The organism is Paracoccus sp. NIOT.M2S5SZ12 (genome assembly GCF_057748165.1).
In genome coordinates, this window is record NZ_JBYLFR010000008.1 from 145,863 (window position 1) to 162,364 (window position 16,502).

17 protein-coding genes are annotated in these 16,502 nt (G+C 69.1%); 9 read left to right on the top strand and 8 right to left on the bottom strand.

Annotated features, from left to right (window positions below):
- Window positions 1–30: 30 nt before the first annotated feature.
- A complete protein-coding gene (gene pheT, locus AC2SGK_RS09525) occupies window positions 31–2,418 on the bottom strand; it encodes a phenylalanine--tRNA ligase subunit beta (RefSeq protein ID WP_488323328.1) in 2,388 nt (795 codons plus the stop codon).
- 180 nt (window positions 2,419–2,598) lie between these two features.
- On the opposite strand from pheT, the gene AC2SGK_RS09530 reads away from it, so the two are divergent.
- The 3 genes from AC2SGK_RS09530 to AC2SGK_RS09540 all read left to right on the top strand — a co-directional run bounded on the left by AC2SGK_RS09530 (window position 2,599) and on the right by AC2SGK_RS09540 (window position 4,696).
- Entirely contained in the window at window positions 2,599–3,816 is a 1,218-nt protein-coding gene (locus AC2SGK_RS09530) for a DVUA0089 family protein (RefSeq protein ID WP_488323329.1), read from the top strand.
- A gap of 96 nt (window positions 3,817–3,912) precedes the next feature.
- Window positions 3,913–4,212 carry a TM2 domain-containing protein gene (locus tag AC2SGK_RS09535; RefSeq protein WP_488323359.1) on the top strand — a complete coding sequence of 100 codons (300 nt, stop codon included), beginning with the start codon at window positions 3,913–3,915 and terminating at the stop codon, window positions 4,210–4,212.
- Between the two features lie 169 nt (window positions 4,213–4,381).
- Window positions 4,382–4,696: a TM2 domain-containing protein gene (locus tag AC2SGK_RS09540; RefSeq protein WP_488323330.1), complete on the top strand. Its 315-nt coding sequence runs from the start codon at window positions 4,382–4,384 to the stop codon at window positions 4,694–4,696.
- A gap of 41 nt (window positions 4,697–4,737) precedes the next feature.
- Here the strand turns inward: AC2SGK_RS09540 and pheS are convergent, their stop codons facing one another.
- The 4 genes from pheS to AC2SGK_RS09560 all read right to left on the bottom strand — a co-directional run bounded on the left by pheS (window position 4,738) and on the right by AC2SGK_RS09560 (window position 9,770).
- Complete coding sequence (gene pheS, locus AC2SGK_RS09545) at window positions 4,738–5,820, bottom strand: phenylalanine--tRNA ligase subunit alpha (RefSeq protein WP_488323331.1); 1,083 nt, start codon at window positions 5,818–5,820, stop codon at window positions 4,738–4,740.
- 75 nt (window positions 5,821–5,895) lie between these two features.
- Window positions 5,896–7,302, bottom strand: coding sequence for an alanine/glycine:cation symporter family protein (locus tag AC2SGK_RS09550; RefSeq protein ID WP_488323332.1), 1,407 nt, complete (start codon window positions 7,300–7,302; stop codon window positions 5,896–5,898).
- A 63-nt stretch (window positions 7,303–7,365) separates the two neighbouring features.
- Window positions 7,366–8,712 (bottom strand): cytochrome P450, encoded by a 1,347-nt coding sequence (locus tag AC2SGK_RS09555; RefSeq protein WP_488323333.1) that lies wholly within the window; start codon window positions 8,710–8,712, stop codon window positions 7,366–7,368.
- 101 nt (window positions 8,713–8,813) lie between these two features.
- On the bottom strand, window positions 8,814–9,770 hold the full coding sequence (locus AC2SGK_RS09560; RefSeq protein WP_488323334.1) for an L-malyl-CoA/beta-methylmalyl-CoA lyase: 957 nt from the start codon (window positions 9,768–9,770) through the stop codon (window positions 8,814–8,816).
- Between the two features lie 163 nt (window positions 9,771–9,933).
- On the opposite strand from AC2SGK_RS09560, the gene AC2SGK_RS09565 reads away from it, so the two are divergent.
- Window positions 9,934–10,794 carry a D-amino-acid transaminase gene (locus AC2SGK_RS09565; RefSeq protein ID WP_488323335.1) on the top strand — a complete coding sequence of 287 codons (861 nt, stop codon included), beginning with the start codon at window positions 9,934–9,936 and terminating at the stop codon, window positions 10,792–10,794.
- Between the two features lie 57 nt (window positions 10,795–10,851).
- On the opposite strand, the gene AC2SGK_RS09570 is transcribed toward AC2SGK_RS09565, so the two are convergent.
- Window positions 10,852–11,604 (bottom strand): N-formylglutamate amidohydrolase, encoded by a 753-nt coding sequence (locus tag AC2SGK_RS09570; protein ID WP_488323336.1) that lies wholly within the window; start codon window positions 11,602–11,604, stop codon window positions 10,852–10,854.
- A 98-nt stretch (window positions 11,605–11,702) separates the two neighbouring features.
- On the opposite strand from AC2SGK_RS09570, the gene pyk reads away from it, so the two are divergent.
- The 5 genes from pyk (at window position 11,703) to AC2SGK_RS09595 (ending at window position 14,418) form a co-directional block, all read left to right on the top strand.
- Window positions 11,703–13,148 carry a pyruvate kinase gene (pyk, locus tag AC2SGK_RS09575; RefSeq protein ID WP_488323337.1) on the top strand — a complete coding sequence of 482 codons (1,446 nt, stop codon included), beginning with the start codon at window positions 11,703–11,705 and terminating at the stop codon, window positions 13,146–13,148.
- 29 nt (window positions 13,149–13,177) lie between these two features.
- Entirely contained in the window at window positions 13,178–13,402 is a 225-nt protein-coding gene (locus AC2SGK_RS09580) for a hypothetical protein (protein ID WP_488323338.1), read from the top strand.
- Between the two features lie 108 nt (window positions 13,403–13,510).
- Window positions 13,511–13,711 (top strand): 50S ribosomal protein L35, encoded by a 201-nt coding sequence (gene rpmI / locus AC2SGK_RS09585; RefSeq protein ID WP_136857472.1) that lies wholly within the window; start codon window positions 13,511–13,513, stop codon window positions 13,709–13,711.
- Window positions 13,712–13,725: 14 nt separating this feature from the next.
- Window positions 13,726–14,085 carry a 50S ribosomal protein L20 gene (rplT, locus tag AC2SGK_RS09590; protein ID WP_411838649.1) on the top strand — a complete coding sequence of 120 codons (360 nt, stop codon included), beginning with the start codon at window positions 13,726–13,728 and terminating at the stop codon, window positions 14,083–14,085.
- Between the two features lie 150 nt (window positions 14,086–14,235).
- A complete protein-coding gene (locus AC2SGK_RS09595; RefSeq protein WP_411838648.1) occupies window positions 14,236–14,418 on the top strand; it encodes a CsbD family protein in 183 nt (60 codons plus the stop codon).
- Between the two features lie 174 nt (window positions 14,419–14,592).
- Here AC2SGK_RS09595 and AC2SGK_RS09600 read toward each other — a convergent pair whose 3' ends face one another.
- Entirely contained in the window at window positions 14,593–15,486 is an 894-nt protein-coding gene (locus tag AC2SGK_RS09600; RefSeq protein WP_488323339.1) for a TIGR02186 family protein, read from the bottom strand.
- Complete coding sequence (locus AC2SGK_RS09605; RefSeq protein WP_488323340.1) at window positions 15,486–16,400, bottom strand: sulfite exporter TauE/SafE family protein; 915 nt, start codon at window positions 16,398–16,400, stop codon at window positions 15,486–15,488. The genes AC2SGK_RS09600 and AC2SGK_RS09605 overlap by 1 nt, the downstream gene beginning before the upstream one ends.
- Window positions 16,401–16,502: the final 102 nt, after the last annotated feature.

Sequence of the window (16,502 nt, forward strand, 5' to 3'; positions counted from 1 at the left end):
GGGCGGGGTCTTTCTCCGTTCAAGGACCTGTCAGGCGCGCAGGCGACCGCCCGTGGCCTTTTCGACCTTCTCGACGATCTTACGGCTGACCGCCTCGATATCGCCATCGGTCAGGGTCCTGTCGCGCGGCTGCAGGCGCACGGTGATGGCCAGCGACTTCTGCCCGCCCTCCAGCCCCTGAAACTGGTCGAAGACCGACACGCCCGCGATCAGCGCCTTGTCGGCCCCGGCGGCGGCGTTGACCAAGGTCAGCGCCTCGACGCCCGCGTCCACCACGAAGGCAAAGTCGCGATCAACGGCCTGCAGCTCGGACAGCTCCAGCGCGGGGCGCGTGGGCGTCCTGACCTTGGGGAAGGGCACCGCGGCCAGCTGGATCGTGAAGCCCACGGCCGGGCCTTTCACGTCCATCTGGCGCAGCACCTTGGGGTGGATCTCGCCGAAGCTGGCCAGCACGTTCGGGCCAAGCGCGATGTTGCCCGCGCGGCCCGGATGCCACCATCCGTCCAGCTTGCGGTTGATCTGGGCGCGGGCGGGGGCGCCGATGGCGTTCAGGATCGCCTCGGCATCGGCCTTGGCGTCGTAAAGGTCAACCTTGCGGCGGCTGCCGAACGGGTCGCGCGGCGCGGTCTGGCCTGTCAGCAGCCCGCTGATGCGGACCGCCTGCTCGCCCGGCTCTCCGCCGGAAAAGACCGGGCCCAGCTCGAACAGCGCCAGATCGGCGAAGCCGCGCGCCTGGTTGCGGGCCGCGGCCTGCAGCAGGCCCGGCAGCAGGTCGGGGCGCAGATGGCTCATCTCGCTGCTGATCGGGTTCTCGACGCGCACCGCATCATCCCCGCCGCCGAACAGCGCCGCCGCCCCCTGGTCGATGAAGCTGTAGGTCACGCATTCGTTATAGCCCAAGGCCGCCGCCATGCGCCGCGCGGTCTTTTCGCGGACCTGCAGGGGCGTCAGCACGGGCTGCGGCACGCCCGCCTGCGCGCGCGGCAGGGGCTTGCCCTGCAGCCTGGTCAGGCTGGCGATGCGGGCGATCTCCTCGACCAGATCGGCCTCACCCAGCACGTCGGGACGCCAGGAGGGGACATGCGCCATTTCGCCCTCAAGCCGGAAGCCCAGGGCCTCCAGCGTGGTGCGCTGATCGGCCTCGGCGATGTCCATGCCGACCAGGCGGCTGGTACGCGCGGGGTCCAGGCGATAGGCGCGGCCCGTGTCGGGCAGCGCGCCGGCGGTCACCACCTCGGAGGCCTCGCCGCCGCAGAGGTCCAGCACCATGCGCGTGGCCAGCTCCAGCCCCGGCAGGGTGAAGTCCGGGTCGATGCCGCGCTCGAAGCGATAGCGCGCATCGCTGTTGATCTTCAGCGCGCGGCCGGTGGCGGCGGTGCTGATCGGGTCGAACCAGGCGGCCTCGATGAAGACCTCGCGCGTCTCCTCGGACGCGCCGGAGGCCGCCCCCCCCATGATGCCCGCGATGCTTTCCGGGCCGTGATCGTCGCAGATCACCACCGCGCCTTCGGGCAGGGCATAGGTCCTGTCGTCCAGCGCCACCAGCTCCTCGCCCGCCCGTGCGCCGCGCAGGACCAGGTCGCCCGCGACCTCGGCCGCGTCGAAGACATGCAGCGGCCGGTTCAGGTCGAAGGTGAAGAAGTTGGTGATGTCCACCAGCGCGTTGATCGGGCGCAGGCCGATGGCGCGCAGGCGCTTCTGCAGCCAGGCGGGCGACGGGCCGTTCGTCACGCCCCGCACCACGCGGCCTGCAAAGAACGGCGCCTTGGCGGCAACCGCGTCGTCGATGGTCACCCCCACCGGGCAGGGGAAGGCGCCCGGAACCGGCTCCACCGCCACCGGCTTCAGCACGCCCAGACCGCGCGCGGCCAGATCGCGGGCGATGCCATGGACACCCAGGGCGTCGGGGCGGTTCGGGGTGATCTTGATGTGGATCATCGGGTCGATCTTCTCGGGCGCGTTCTGCGCCAGCCAGTCGACGAAGCGCTGACCGACCTCGCCCGAGGGCAGCTCGATGATGCCGTCATGCTCCTCGGACAGCTCCAGCTCGCGTTCACTGGCCATCATCCCGTGGCTTTCCACGCCGCGGATCTTGCCCACGCCAAGGGTCGTGTCGATGCCGGGGACGTAATCGCCGGGCTTGGCCAGCACGACCGTGATGCCCGCCCGCGCATTGGGGGCGCCGCAGACGATCTGCTTTTCGCCCTCGTCCGTCATCACCCGGCAGACGCGCAGGCGGTCGGCGTCGGGATGCTGTTCGGCATGGTCGATCCGCGCCAAGGTGAAGCTGCCCAGCTTCGCGGCGGGGTCCGCGATCTCCTCGACCTCCAGGCCCAGGTCGGTCAGCGCCTCGGCGATCTGGTCGAGGGTGGCGGTGGTATCCAGGTGCTCCTTGAGCCAGGAGAGGGTGAACTTCATGGCGTCTGCCTTCCGGGTCGGCCCGCGCGGGGACTTTGCCGCCTTGAACCGTGCCATGCGCTCTGGGTCAAGCCGGATCGGCGGATTTCCGTGGGTCGCGGGCCATTCGGCGGGTTGCGGGATGGTCGGCACGGTGCGACTGTGCGGGCCAAGCAACCCGAAGGTGTCATCATGAGTCTCATGTCCCGTCTTGCCCCCCTGCCCCTGCTGGTCCTGGCCGCCCTGCCCGCACAGGCGCAGGAGACCCCGGCCGAACCCCTCTGCTCGGGTCAGCCCGCCATCTGGCTGGGAGAGGGTCCCGAGGGCAGCGACATCACCGCGACCGATGCCGCCCTGTCGCGCCAGATGAGCACGACCGCCAGCAGCAGCCCCTATGCGATGTTCCGCGTGACGGGCGCCATGCAGGCGCTGCGGCTGGAGGCCATGTCGGACGCCGATCCCTCGCTGCGGCTGGAGACGCCGGAAGGCGATCTGCTGGCCGAGAACGACGACGCGGTCGGCCTGAATTCGCGCATCGAGCAGTCGGTTGGGCCGGGCGACTATTGCGTGCGGCTGGTCCCGGTGGGCGCCACGGACATGACCGCCACGGTGCAGCTGACGCGCCCCGAGATGCCCGCCCTGCTGCAGGACCCGGTCGACACCACCATCGCGGCCTGCACCCCCGAGACCCCGGCCGAGCCGCTGGCCGAGGGCATGCTGGACGCCGCCCTGCCCGCCCGGGCCGAGACCGACGGCACGGTGCGCTATCTGCGCTTCTCGCTGGAGCAGAACGCGCCCCTGACCCTGCGCGCGGTCAGCGTGGGGCTGGACCCGAACATGATCCTCTTCGACGGCGCGGGCGCGCAGATCGCGGCCAATGACGATGCCGACGGCCTGAACTCGCGGCTGGATTTCCCAAGCGGGCTGGCCGCGGGCGACTACTGCCTGGGCGTCGCGCCGATCTCGGCCGGGGATGGCACGATCACCGTCAGCGCCGAGGCGCTGGACCGCGACAGCTATCTGCGCGCCGCCTGGCGCAAGGGAGAACTGGCCCCGCCGCTGGACGGCGACTATCCGATGCAGCAGATCGACCTGGCCACCGACCGCGAGACCGTGGTCCTGCAGGACGGCAGCGCGCAATGGCTGAGCTTCGCGCTGGAGCGCGAGACGGTCCTGATCGTCGGCGCCTATGGCGCGCTGGTGGGCGTGGACGCCAAGCTGGCCCTCTTCGCGCAGGACGGGTCGGTCGTGGCCGATGCCGACGACACGGACGGCAGCCTGGACGCGCGGTTGGGCCCGGTCGTCCTGGCGCCGGGGCGCTATCGGCTGGCGCTGACGGATGTGAACCGCCCCGATCAGCCGGGCGCGCCGATCCGCCCCGTGGGCCTGGTCTTCGAGCGGTTCGAGCGCGTCGACTGAGCCCGCGCCGCCCGGGTCTTGCGTGGCCGTCCGGCGTTCCTATCTCTCTGATGTGCCCGGATGGCGGGCGCATCAGGGAACAGGAGAGCCGTGCAGATGGATGTGCAGCGCGAATTGCTGATCGAGCAGCGGGTGACCAACGAGGCCAAGTCGCCGCTGATCGCCTATCTGCTGCTGATCGTTCTCTGGGGGTTCGGCGTGCACCGCATGTATCTGGGCCGCTGGATCAGCGGACTGTTCATGCTGGCGATCTGGGGCATCGGCTGGCTGACTGCGCCGATCGTGATCGGCTGGCCGGCGGTGGGTTTCGTGGTGCTTTGGTGCATTATCGACCTGTTCCTGATCCCCGGCATGGTAGGCGCTGACCGCGAAGACATCCGGCGGCGGCTGCGCTGACCGCGCGTTGACCGGATGGTGGCGTTTCCGTGATCTGATGCCCGGGATCATGTTATGGCGGTGATTATCACCGCCATTTTCCGTTCGAACCGGAGATTTCACCTTGCGCCTTGATACACACCAATAGATCCTGATCGAACAGCGTGTCACGAACGACGCCAAGTCGCCCGTGATCGCCTATCTTCTGCTGGTCTTCCTCGGGGGGTTCGGTGCGCACAGGTTCTATCTGGGCAAGACCGGGACAGCCGTGACGATGCTGATCCTGTGGATCCTGGGCTGGGTCACCGCGATCATCGGCGTCGGACTTATCCTGCTGACTGCGGTCGGCATCTGGGCCGTTGTCGACCTCTTCCTGATACCGGGGATCATCCGCGCCGATCAGCAGGCCCTGCGCCAGAAGCTGGCCTTCGAGATGGGGGCCTATGCGGCGCCGGTCGCCCCTGCCCTGTCAGCGTCCTCCGGGGCGATGCCTGTCACAGGCTGACGGCTTGCGCCTGCCACCCATGATGGGGCGACAGGCAGCATTCAGCGCGACAGCCCGCCGCTGACGCTCGGCACGTCGCCGGCCGCGAAGCCGTAATGGCGCAGCCAGCGGAGGTCTGATTCAAAGAAGGCGCGCAGGTCGGGGATGCCGTATTTCAGCATCGCGATGCGGTCGATGCCCATGCCGAAGGCGAAGCCCTGCCACTGATCCGGGTCGATCCCGCCAGAGCGGAGGACATGCGGATGCATCATCCCCGATCCGAGGATCTCCAGCCAGGAATTGCCCTCGCCGATCTTCAGCTGGCCGCCTTCCCACGAACACCGGATGTCCACCTCGGCCGAGGGTTCGGTGAAGGGGAAATGCGACGCGCGGAAGCGCAGCTCGACCGATGGCACCTCGAAGAAGGCCCGGCAGAACTCCTCCAGCGTCCATTTCAGATGCGCCATGGAGATGTCGCGGTCGATGGCCACGCCCTCGATCTGGTGAAACATCGGCGTATGAGTCTGGTCCATGTCCATGCGATAGACGCGGCCCGGCGCGATCACGCGGACCGGGGCGCCGTGATCCTGCATGGCGCGGATCTGCACCGGCGAGGTATGGGTGCGCAGCACGTGCGGCGGACGGTCGTCGCCCGGTGCGCGGTGCATGAAGAAGGTGTCGTGCTCCTGCCGCGCGGGATGCTCGGGGGCAATGTTCAGCGCGTCGAAATTGTACCAGTCGCTTTCGACCTGCGGACCTTCGGCGACGGCAAAGCCCATGTCGGCGAAGATCGCCGTGACCTCGTCGGTGACCTGGCTGATCGGGTGGATGGACCCCTGCCGGCGCGGGCGGCCCGGCAGGGTCACGTCCAGCCATTCGTCCTTGAGGCGCGCGTCCAGCGCGGAATCCTCAAGCGCCAGCTTGCGCGCGCGCAGGGCGGCGTCGATCTCGTCGCGGATCTGGTTCAGCGCCTTGCCGGTGGTCTGGCGCTCCTCGGGGGACATGCGGCCCAGCTCGCGCATCATCAGGCTCAGCTCACCCTTCTTGCCGAGGGCGGCCAGGCGCACCTCCTCGATGGCCTGAGGGTCGGAGGCGGCAGAAATGCGGTCCAGCCATTGCTGGCGCAGGGGGGTCAGATCGTCCATCGCGGGGCCTTTCCTGGTTGCGCCCGCGTTAGCATGGCCGGGCGCGCGGGGTAAAGACCGCGCGCCCGTGCCGCCTTATTTCCAGATGTCGCGGTTCACGCCAGGCGCGATTCCGGGGTGATCGCCGATGCGGAAGGTCGGCTCGTGCCCGGCCTTGCGCTGGCGCAGATAGTCGCGGGTGACGACCGCGACGGTCCCCGACAGCGCGACGATGGCGATCAGGTTGATCGTGGCCATCAGCCCCATGCTGGCATCGGCGAAGTTGAAGACGGTCGTGACCGCCTGCATCGAGCCCCAGACCACCATGGCCAGTGCCGCCAGCCGCAGTGCCATGATGCCCGGCTTGCCCGCCCCCAGATAAACGATGGCGTTCTCGGCATAGGAGTAGTTGCCGATGATCGAGGTGAAGGCGAAGAAGAAGATCGCCACCGCCACGAAGATCTGGCCGAAGCCGCCGAAATGGTCGCTCAGCGCGGCCTGGGTCAGGTTCACGCCGGTCAGCTGGTCCGAGGGCATGACATCGGCCAGCAGGATCATCACCGCCGTGGCCGTGCAGACCAGGATGGTGTCGATGAAGACGCCCAGGGCCTGCACGAAGCCCTGGCTGGAGGGGTGGTGCGGGTTGGGCACGGCCACCGCGGCGATGTTGGGGGCCGAGCCCATGCCGGCCTCGTTCGAGAAGAGGCCGCGCTTGACCCCGTTCAGCATGGCCGCCGCGACGCCGCCTGCGACCCCGCCCACGGTCTCCTGCAGGCCGAAGGCCGAACGGACGATGCCGCCCAGGATGCCCGGCACCTCGGTGATGTTCATCACCAGGATGACGACCGCCGCCAGCAGGTAAAGGCCCGCCATGATCGGCACGATGAACTGGGCCGCCCGCGCGATCTGGGGGATGCCGCCGAAGATGATGATGCCCGACAGGATCGCCACGCCGATGCCGACCACACCCGCGCCGATGCCGAAGGCCCCCTCGACCGCCTGTGCGATGGAATTGGCCTGCACCGCGTTGAAGACCAAGCCGAAAGCGATGATCAGCGCGACCGCGAACAGCGCTGCCAGCCAGGGCAGGCCCAGGCCGCGGGCGATGTATTGCGCCGGTCCGCCGCGATACATGCCGTCCGACCCGTGCACCTTGTAGAGTTGCGCCAGCGTGGATTCGGCATAGGCCGTGGCCATGCCGACCAGCGCCACCATCCACATCCAGAAGATCGCGCCCGGCCCGCCCAGGGTGAGGGCCACCGCGACGCCCGCGATGTTGCCGGTGCCCACGCGGCTGGCCAGCGACACCGACAGCGCCTGGAACGGGGTGATCCCGTCCTTGTCCGTCTCGCCCGAGCCGCGCACGCAGCGCCACATCTCGGCGAAGTGGGCGAACTGCAGGAAGCCCAGACGGACGGTGAAGTAGATGCCCACGGCCAGAAGGCCGTAGATTAGGACGTAATTCCAGAAGATGTTGTTCAGGAAATCGACGATGGCGGTCATGCTGGTCTCCGCTGCCTGTTCATGCGGCAGTCTGTAACAGCCATGTGAGCGACCGCAAGCCGCTTAGTCGCGCGGCGTCACCGTCAGCCAGACCCCGCCTTCTGGGCGGAGCGTCAGGATCATCCGCGGCTGCGGCTCGCGCCCCGGCACGCGGGCGAAGCGGAAGCGGGCCAGCAGGGTGGCCAGGATGATCACCGCCTCCTGCAGGGCGAAGCTGGCGCCGATGCAGATGCGCGGCCCCGCGCCGAAGGGCAGGAAGGCGTATCGGTCGGGCGCGGTCAGGAAGCGGTCCGGGTCGAAGGCGTCGGGCCGCTCCCACAGCATGTGGTGGCGGTGCAGCGCATAGACCGGCATCATCACCGTGTCGCCCGGCCGGATCTCGCGCCCGCAGAGCGTGTCGGGGCCTTGGGCCGTGCGCGACAGGAAGGCCGCGGGCGGATAGAGGCGCAGCGTCTCGTTCACGATGCGCATGGTCAGGGGCAGCGCGCCCAGATCGGCGGCGGTGGCGGCGCGACCGCCCAAGGCGCGGCGCGCCTCTTCGGCGGCGGCCTCCTGGATATCGGGGGCGAAGGCCATCAGATAGAGCGCCCAGGCCAGCGTCAGGGCGGTCGTCTCGTGCCCCGCCACGATGAAGGTCAGCAGGTTGTCGCGCAGCTCGTCCCGGGTCATCGTGCGGCCGGTCTCGGGGTCCTGCGCGACCAGCAGCAGGTCCAGCAGGTCGGGCGCGCCTTGGGTCCGGGCCGCCTCGGCCCGCGCGGCGATGGAGCGGTCGGCCAGCGCCTTCATCCGCTTCAGCCCCGGCCCCGCGAACAGCCGCCCCGGCCGCGGCAGCCAGGCCGGCAGGCCCAGCACATCCATCAGCGACAGCTTCGCGGTCTGCGCGATATAGGCGTCGATCGACTGATGCACGGCGTCCCGGTCGAACATCCCGTCGCCCGAGAAGGTCACGTCCGAGATGACGTCGAAGGTCGCGACCACCGTCTCCTGGAACAGGTCCACCGGACCGCGCGCCCCCGCCAGGCGGCGGCAGGAGGCCTCGGCGGCTGCGGTCATCACGGGGCCGAGCGCCTCGACATGGCGCTGCGCGAAGGCAGGGGCGGCGGCGCGGCGCTGCCAGCGCCAATGCGCGCCCTCGGCCACGAACAGGCTGTCGCCGATGGCGGGGTTCAGGATCAGCTTGGTCGTGACCGATTTCGGATAGTCCTCGACCTTCTCCTTCAGGATGCGGCGCAGGGCCGTAGGGTCCATGACCATGTGCCAGCGCACGCCCGTCTTGCCCGACACGATGGGCTGGCGCGTGGCGACGGCCGGGATCAGCTCCAGCACGTTGCGGCGCGCGGTCATGGCGGTGCCCCACAGGCCCAGCGGCACGGTGGCCAGCGGCACCTTGGCGGGATCGGCTTGCGGCATGTCGAACATCGGCGCGGCCCCTGCGCTGTGGTATCCCACCAAGCTGGCGGCCGCGGGGCGCCGGGTCAACCGCCGCGGCCGGGACCGGTTGTCGCGGGCGCTCAGGCGCCGATCAGCTCCGACTGGCGCACGATGACCTCGGCCTGCTTGATCGAGGCGATGTCGACCAGCCGCCCGCGAAAGACCGTCGCCCCCGCCCCTTCGGCCTTGGCCTTCTCCATCGCGGCCAGGATGTCGCGCGCCTCCTGCACGGCGGCCTCGGAGGGCGAGAAGACCTCGTTGGCCAGCGCCACCTGGCTGGGATGGATCGCCCATTTGCCGACCATGCCCAGGGTCGCGCTGCGCAGCGCCTGCGCGCGGAAGCCCTCCGGGTCGCTGAAATCGCCGAAGGGGCCGTCCACCGGCAGCAGGCCATGCGTGCGGCAGGCCGCGACGATCGCCGCCTGCGCCCAGTGCCAGGGATCGGACCAGTGCCGCTGCCCCTCGCGCAGCATGTAGTAGTTTTCCTGAGTGCCGCCGATGCCGGTCGTGGCCATGCCCATGGATGCGGCGAAATCGGCCGCGCCGAGGCTCATCGCCCTGAGGCGCGGCGAGGCTGCGGCGATCTCCTCGACATGGCTGATGCCGGCGGCGGATTCGATGATGACCTCGAAGGTGATGGGCTTGGTGCGGCCCTTCGCGCGCTCGATCGCGGTGACCAGCGCGTCCACGGCATAGATGTCGGCCGCGCAGCCGGCCTTGGGGATCATGATCTGGTCCAGCCGGTCGCCCGCCTGCTCCAGCAGGTCGACCACGTCGCGATACCAGAAGGGCGTGTCCAGCCCGTTGATGCGCACCGACAGCGTCTTGGCGCCCCAGTCCACGTCGCCGATGGCCGCGATGATGTTGGCGCGGGCCTGGTCCTTGTCGGAGGGCGCGACCGAATCCTCCAGGTCCAGGTTGATCACGTCGGCGGCGGAGGCGGCCATCTTGGGAAACAGCGCCGGGCGCGAGCCGGGCCCGAACAGCTGGCAGCGGTTCAGGCGCGCGGGAGGCAGGGGTTGCTGGCGGAAGCTCATGGCAGGGTCCAGTTCGAAAAGATTTGCGTTGCAACAAGCAATAAAGTTGCGCTGCGGCTGCGGCAAGATGTTTTTCCGCAATGCGGCATCGGGCGCGGTTCTTGACGTAGCGGGGCTTTGGGCGCAGGACCGGCCCCGAACACGCGACGGCACGGAGGCAGCGATGACGCGGACGGTCTATGTGAATGGCGACTATCTTCCCGAAGATCAGGCCACGGTCTCGGTCTTCGACCGGGGGTTCCTGATGGCCGACGGCGTCTATGAGGTGGTCAGCGTGCTGGGCGGCAGGCTGATCGATTTCGACGGGCACATGGTCCGGCTGAAGCGGTCGCTGTCCGAGCTGTCCATCGCCAATCCGCTGTCGGACGAGGACTATCTGGCCGCGCATCGCGAGCTGGTCGTGCGGAACGCCATCACTGACGGGCTGGTCTATCTGCAGGTGACCCGCGGCAATCCCGGTGATCGGGATTTCGCCTATCCGCCCGCGGACACCGCGCCGACGGTGGTGATGTTCACCCAGGCCAAGCCCGGCCTGGCCGACGCGCCCGCGGCCAAGACCGGCTGGAGCGTGGTCAGCGTCGAGGACCTGCGGTGGGGCCGGCGCGACATCAAGACGGTGCAGCTTCTCTACCCGTCCATGGCCAAGATGGAGGCCAAGGCGCGCGGCGCGGACGACGCCTGGATGGTCGAGGACGGCCGCGTGACCGAGGGGACCTCGAACAACGCCTATATCGTCACGGGCAACACCATCGTCACGCGCGAGCTGAGCCACGACATCCTGCACGGCATCACCCGCGCGGCGGTGCTGCGCTTTGCCCGCGAGGCGCAGATGCAGGTCGAGGAGCGCAGCTTCACCATCGCCGAGGCGCAGGCGGCGGACGAGGCGTTCATCACCTCGGCCTCGGCCTTCGTGATGCCGGTCGTGTCGATCGACGGGGCGCGCGTGGGGGCGGGCACGGTCGGCCCAGTGGCCACGCGCCTGCGCGAGATCTATCTGGAGGAGAGCCTCAAGACCGCGGTCTGAGTTGCGTCCCGCGACGGCGGGGGGCCAGCCCCCCGCACCCCCCGGCGTCGCGCAGACCTAGAGGCCGCTTTCCGACAGCACCCGTTCGATCACGGGTGCCAGGCGTTCGGCCCAGAGCACCTGCCCCTCGGGGCTGGCGATCAGGTCGTTTCGCACCTCGATCAGCATGTTGGGGCGGCCATGGGCCAGGCCGTGGCGGTCGATGCTGTCGCCGTCCAGATGGCCGTCATAGGGCTGGTTCTCTCCGGTGATCCAGCCCTGGTCGCGGCAGGCGGCGACCATCGCCGGCCCCAGACGCGCGTCGCGGTGCGAATAGAGGATGCCCACCTGCCACGGGCGCGGCGGCCGCCCGCGCAGCTGCGGCGTGAAGCTGTGGATCGCGCAGAGGCAGCGGGCCGGGTGACGCGCGGCCAGCGTGGCCAGCGCGGCGTGATAGGGGCGGTGCAGCCGGTCCAGCCGGCGTTCGCGCTCCGCCGCATCCGCGTCGCGGTTGGCCGGGATCACCGTGCCGTCATAGAGCCGCATCAGCAGGGTCGGGTCGTCCTCGCCCCGGTTCGGGTCGATCACCAGCCGCGAGAAGTCCGACAGGATCGCGGGCGCGTCCATGCGCCGCGCCAGGGCGCGCGTCAGACCCGCGGCCCCCACGTCATAGGCGATGTGGCGCGCCATGTCGGCGGGCGCGATGCCCAGATCGCCGCCCCCCACCCAGTCCGGCACGCGGTTGGTCGCGTGATCGCAGGTGATGAGCCATCGCGAGGGCCGGTCCGCGCCCTCGATGTGGAAAGCCGTCGTGGTGCTGTCATCGGTCATGGTGCAGGCTGTCTACGACGGATGGCGGACAGACGCCAGTTGCCCAAGCGTCCCCTTTGGGGCATAGGTAGCGCTAAACCTGAGACAAGGGCGGGATGATGAGACGACATCGCAACGTGAAGATCGTGGCAACCCTGGGGCCGGCATCCTCGACCAAGGAGGTCATCCGGTCGCTGTTCGATGCCGGGGCCGACGTGTTCCGCCTGAACATGAGCCATGGCAGCCACGACGACCATCGCGCCCGCTTCAACACGATCCGCGAGATCGAGGCCGAGACCGGCCGCCCCATCGCCATCCTGGCCGACCTCCAGGGTCCCAAGCTGCGCGTGGGCCAGTTCCTGGCCGGCGCCCATGACCTGGAGGAGGGCGACGCGTTCCGCTTTGACCTGTCCCCCGAGCCGGGCGACAGCCACCGCGTCCAGCTGCCCCATCCCGAGATCTTCGCGGCGCTGATCGAGGGGTCCGAACTGCTGGTCAATGACGGCAAGATCCGCCTGACGGTGCAGAGCTGCGGCCCCGACTTCGCCGAGTGCACGGTCACCGTGGGCGGCACCATCAGCGACCGCAAGGGCGTGAACGTGCCGGACGTGGTGCTGCCGCTGGCCGCGCTGTCGGACAAGGACCGGGCCGATCTGGAATTCGCCTGCCAGCTGGGCGTCGACTGGCTGGCGCTGTCCTTCGTGCAGCGCGCCGAGGACGTGGAGGAGGCCAAGGTCCTGGCCCAGGGCCGCGCCGCCGTCCTGTCCAAGATCGAGAAGCCGGCCGCCGTGCGGGCCTTCGACGAGATCCTGAAGGCCTCGGACGGGATCATGGTCGCGCGGGGTGATCTGGGCGTCGAGCTGCCGGTCCATTCCGTGCCGCCGATCCAGAAGCGCCTGGTGCGCCTGTGCCGCAGCGCCGCCAAGCCGGTGATCGTCGCGACGCAGATGCTGGAATCTATGATCGACAGCCCGATGCCCACCCGCGCCGAGGTCAGCGACGTCGCCAACGCCATTTACGAGGGCGCCGACGCGGTCATGCTCTCGGCCGAGAGCGCGGCCGGCAGCTATCCGGTCGATGCGGTGCGCACCATGGACAATGTCGCGCGTTCGGTCGAGGCGGACCCGAACTACCGCTCGATCATCGAGGCGGCGCGCAAGGCCAGCCTGTCCTCGGTCCCCGACGCCATCGTGACCGCCGCCCGCGAGATCGCCGAGACGACCGACGTGGCCGCCATCTGCGCCTTCACGCAGTCGGGCAAGACCGTCAGCCTGGTCGCCCGCGAACGCCCCCGCGTCCCCATCTTGGCGCTGAGCCCGATCGAGGCCGTGACGCGGCGCATGGTGCTGACCTGGGGCACGCATTGCGTGATCACGCCCCGCCTGTCGCGCTTCAAGGAGGCGGTCGTGAACGGCACCCGCGCGGCGCGCGAATACGGCTTTGCGGACGAATCGCGCAAGGTCGTGGTGATGGCCGGGGTGCCCTTCAACGTGCCCGGCACCACCAACATCCTGCGCATCGCGCCCTGCGATGACCGCTTGATCTTCGCCACCGACCCGGAATAACGCTAAAGGCTGAAAACCTGGGGGTGGCGATGTCCGATCTTCTTCTGCTGGCGGGGCTTGCGCTCTGCGTGCTGTCCGTGCTGCTGGCGGTCGTCCAGCTGCTGCAGACGCAGCCGCCGCGCGCGGCCGCGCTGGCCCTACTGGGCGGCATCGTGCTGATCTTTGCGGGGGCCTATCTGGACCCCGCCCCGTTCGGGGTCGACACCATCCCGGCCGCCGTCCGCGACGCGACGGGGATGCAGACCGCGCCCTGACCCCTTGCCATGAGGCGCGCGCCTGTGTATGGCGACGCTTCCGTTCCCGCGCGGCCGGCCGACATGGCATTGCCGAGCCGCGCGTTCACTCTGATGAAGGAGATGAAAATGCCGAAGATGAAGACCAAATCCGCTGCCAAGAAGCGGTTCTCGTTCACGGCCTCGGGCAAGGTGAAGGCCGGCCAGGCCGGCAAGCGCCACGGCATGATCAAGCGCACGACGAAGTTCATTCGCGACGCGCGCGGCACCACCGTCCTGTGCGACGCGGATGCCAAGATCGTCAAGAAATACATGCCCTACAACCGCTGATCGAGGACTGAACAATGGCACGAGTCAAATCCGGCAAGGTCACCCACGCCCGCCACAAGAAGGTCCTGGATCAGGCCAAGGGCTATTACGGCGCCCGTTCGCGGAACTTCCGCACCGCCACCCAGGCCGTCGACAAGGCGAACCAGTACGCCACCCGCGACCGCAAGACCCGCAAGCGCAACTTCCGCGCCCTGTGGATCCAGCGCATCAACGCCGCCGTCCGTCTGGTCGACGCCGAGATGACCTATTCGCGCTTCATCAACCTGCTGTCGAAGGCCGGCATCGAGGTTGACCGCAAGGTCCTGGCCGACCTGGCCGTGAACGAGCCCGACGCCTTCGGTGCGATCGTGGCCCAGGCCAAGGCTGCCGCCTGATCATCCCTGCCGGGCCGCGTCGCGCGGTCCGTCCTGAAGGCAAGGAAAGGCCCGCACCCGCTATGACGGGGGCGGGCCTTTCGCATGGGAACCTTTTGTGCGCGACGGATGTTGGTCCGAGATCAACACTGCAACGAAGGAGTGTCCCCCATGGGCGAGATGACCGACAAGGCCAAGGCTGCCGGAAACAAGCTGGCGGGCAGCATCAAGGAAGGCGTCGGCAAGATGACCGACAACGAGCGCCTCGAGGCCGAAGGCAAGGCCCAGCAGGCCAAGGGCACGGCGCAGAATGTGTCCGGCACCATCAAAGGCAAGATGGGTAACGACATCTGATCACGCCTCGCCATCCGCGGTCCGGATGGTGCGTGCTCGCAATCATTGCTCCTGAGGGTCCTCGTGCAGCTGCGCGGGGGCCTTTTTCCGTCGGGATGCCCGCTTGCATGACGCGCGACGGCGGGGGGTCCGGGGGGCTGGCCCCCCGGCCCGTCGCGGGACGCAGATGGCGCCTCAGGACCGGCGCAGCTTGCGAAAGGCGGCCGAGGCGCCCCAGCCCGCCGCCACCGCCACCGCCAGCGACATCAGCCCGTAGAGCAGCGGCTGATCGAAGGCCAGCCGGTACAGCCAACGCTCCAGCCCCACCTTGCGCACCTGGATCGCCGCGCCATAGGCGTCCATGACCGCCCCCTCGCGCAGCAGGAAGATGCGCGCCCGGTAATCGCCCTCGACCAGGTTCGCGGGCAGGCGGATGTCGGTGCGGAACAGCGTATCCTCGACCAGGGTCACCGCCCCCTCCTCCAGCCGGTAGTGGCCGTTCTGCTGACGCAGGCGGATCAGCGCCTCGGTATAGGGGCGCGCGTCGTCGACCTCCTGCGCACCGCCGAAGGCCCGCAGCACCAGCGGCAGAGAGATCCGATAGCGGTTGTCCCAGTCCGGCGACAGGATCTGGGCCAGGGGTCGGGTCGTCGCCACCGCATAGAAGCTGGGCGCCGCGCCCACATCGACCCGGTCGGTGTTCATCCAAATCCCGAATCGGCGCGCCTTCTGCCAGATGGTCAGGGGCTGGGAGGGGGCCTCAATGGTCACGATCACGTCCAGCGGCCCGTCCGGGATCGGCGTCTCGCGCCGCACCGCGCCATAGATCAGGATGTCCGACCCGTCGAAGCTGGTGGTGATCGCCACCGCGCTGTTCGACAGGCCGGCCACGACCTGCTCGGGCGGGACCTCGGCGGCGTCGGGGGCGGTGGGCAGGCCCGGATCGGGAAACAGCGGCCAGCTCTCGGGCGCGGGAACGGGGGGGATCAGCCCGGCCTCGGGCGCGGCGGGCATGGTCGATCCGGCCCCCTGCCCCATCAGCGCGGCCGGCGTCAGCGACAGGGCAAGCCCCAGGATCAGCGCGCGCATCACGCCCCCCGCGAGGTGATGACGAACAGGTCGTCCGGCCGCAGGAAAAGGTCCAGCGCCAGCTTGCCGCAGACCGCCAGCACCAGGAGCGCCAGAAGGATGCGCAGCTGTTCGGCCCGCAGCTTGGCACCAAGCGTCGTGCCGACCTGCGCCCCGATCACCCCGCCCAGTATCAGCAGCACCGCCAGCATCACGTCCACGGTGTTGTAGTTCACCGCATGCATCAGCGTGGTGAAGGCGGTGACGAAGGTGATCTGGAACAGCGACGTGCCCACCACGACCTTGGTCGGCATGCCCAGCAGATAGATCATCGCGGGCACCATGATGAAGCCGCCCCCGACCCCCATGATCGCCGCCAGAACCCCCACCGCGACCCCCACCATCAGGGGCGGGATGACGCTGATGTAGAGGCCCGAGGCCCGGAACTTGACCTTCATCGGCCAGCGATGGACCCACATGTGCTGATGCAGGCGCCGCCGCCCGGCGGGCTGACGGGCGCGGAGCAGCGCGCGCAGGCTCTCCTGCAGCATCATCGCGCCGATCAGGCCCAGGAACACGACATAGCACAGCTGGACGACCAGCTCGACCTGGCCCAGCCTCTGCAGCATGTTGAAGACCAGGACCCCCAGCCCCGATCCGACCATCCCCCCGGCCAGCAGCACGCCCCCCATGCGGAAATCGACGGTCTTGCGCTTCATGTGGGCCAGAACGCCGGACACCGACGACGCGACCACCTGGTTCGCCCCGGTCGCCACCGCGATGGCAGGCGGGATGCCGATAAAGAACAGCAGCGGCGTGATCAGGAAGCCCCCGCCCACGCCGAACAGGCCCGACATGACGCCAACCAGCCCGCCAAGCCCCATCAGGGTGAAGGCATTGACCGAGACCTCGGCGATGGGAAGATAGATCTGCATCGCATCCCGGCCCGTTGCGCACACCCTCACGATGCATCGGGTCGCGGCCAAGGTCAAACCGCTTCCGCCCCTGCGGCACAGGAACGGGTTGAAGCAGAAAGC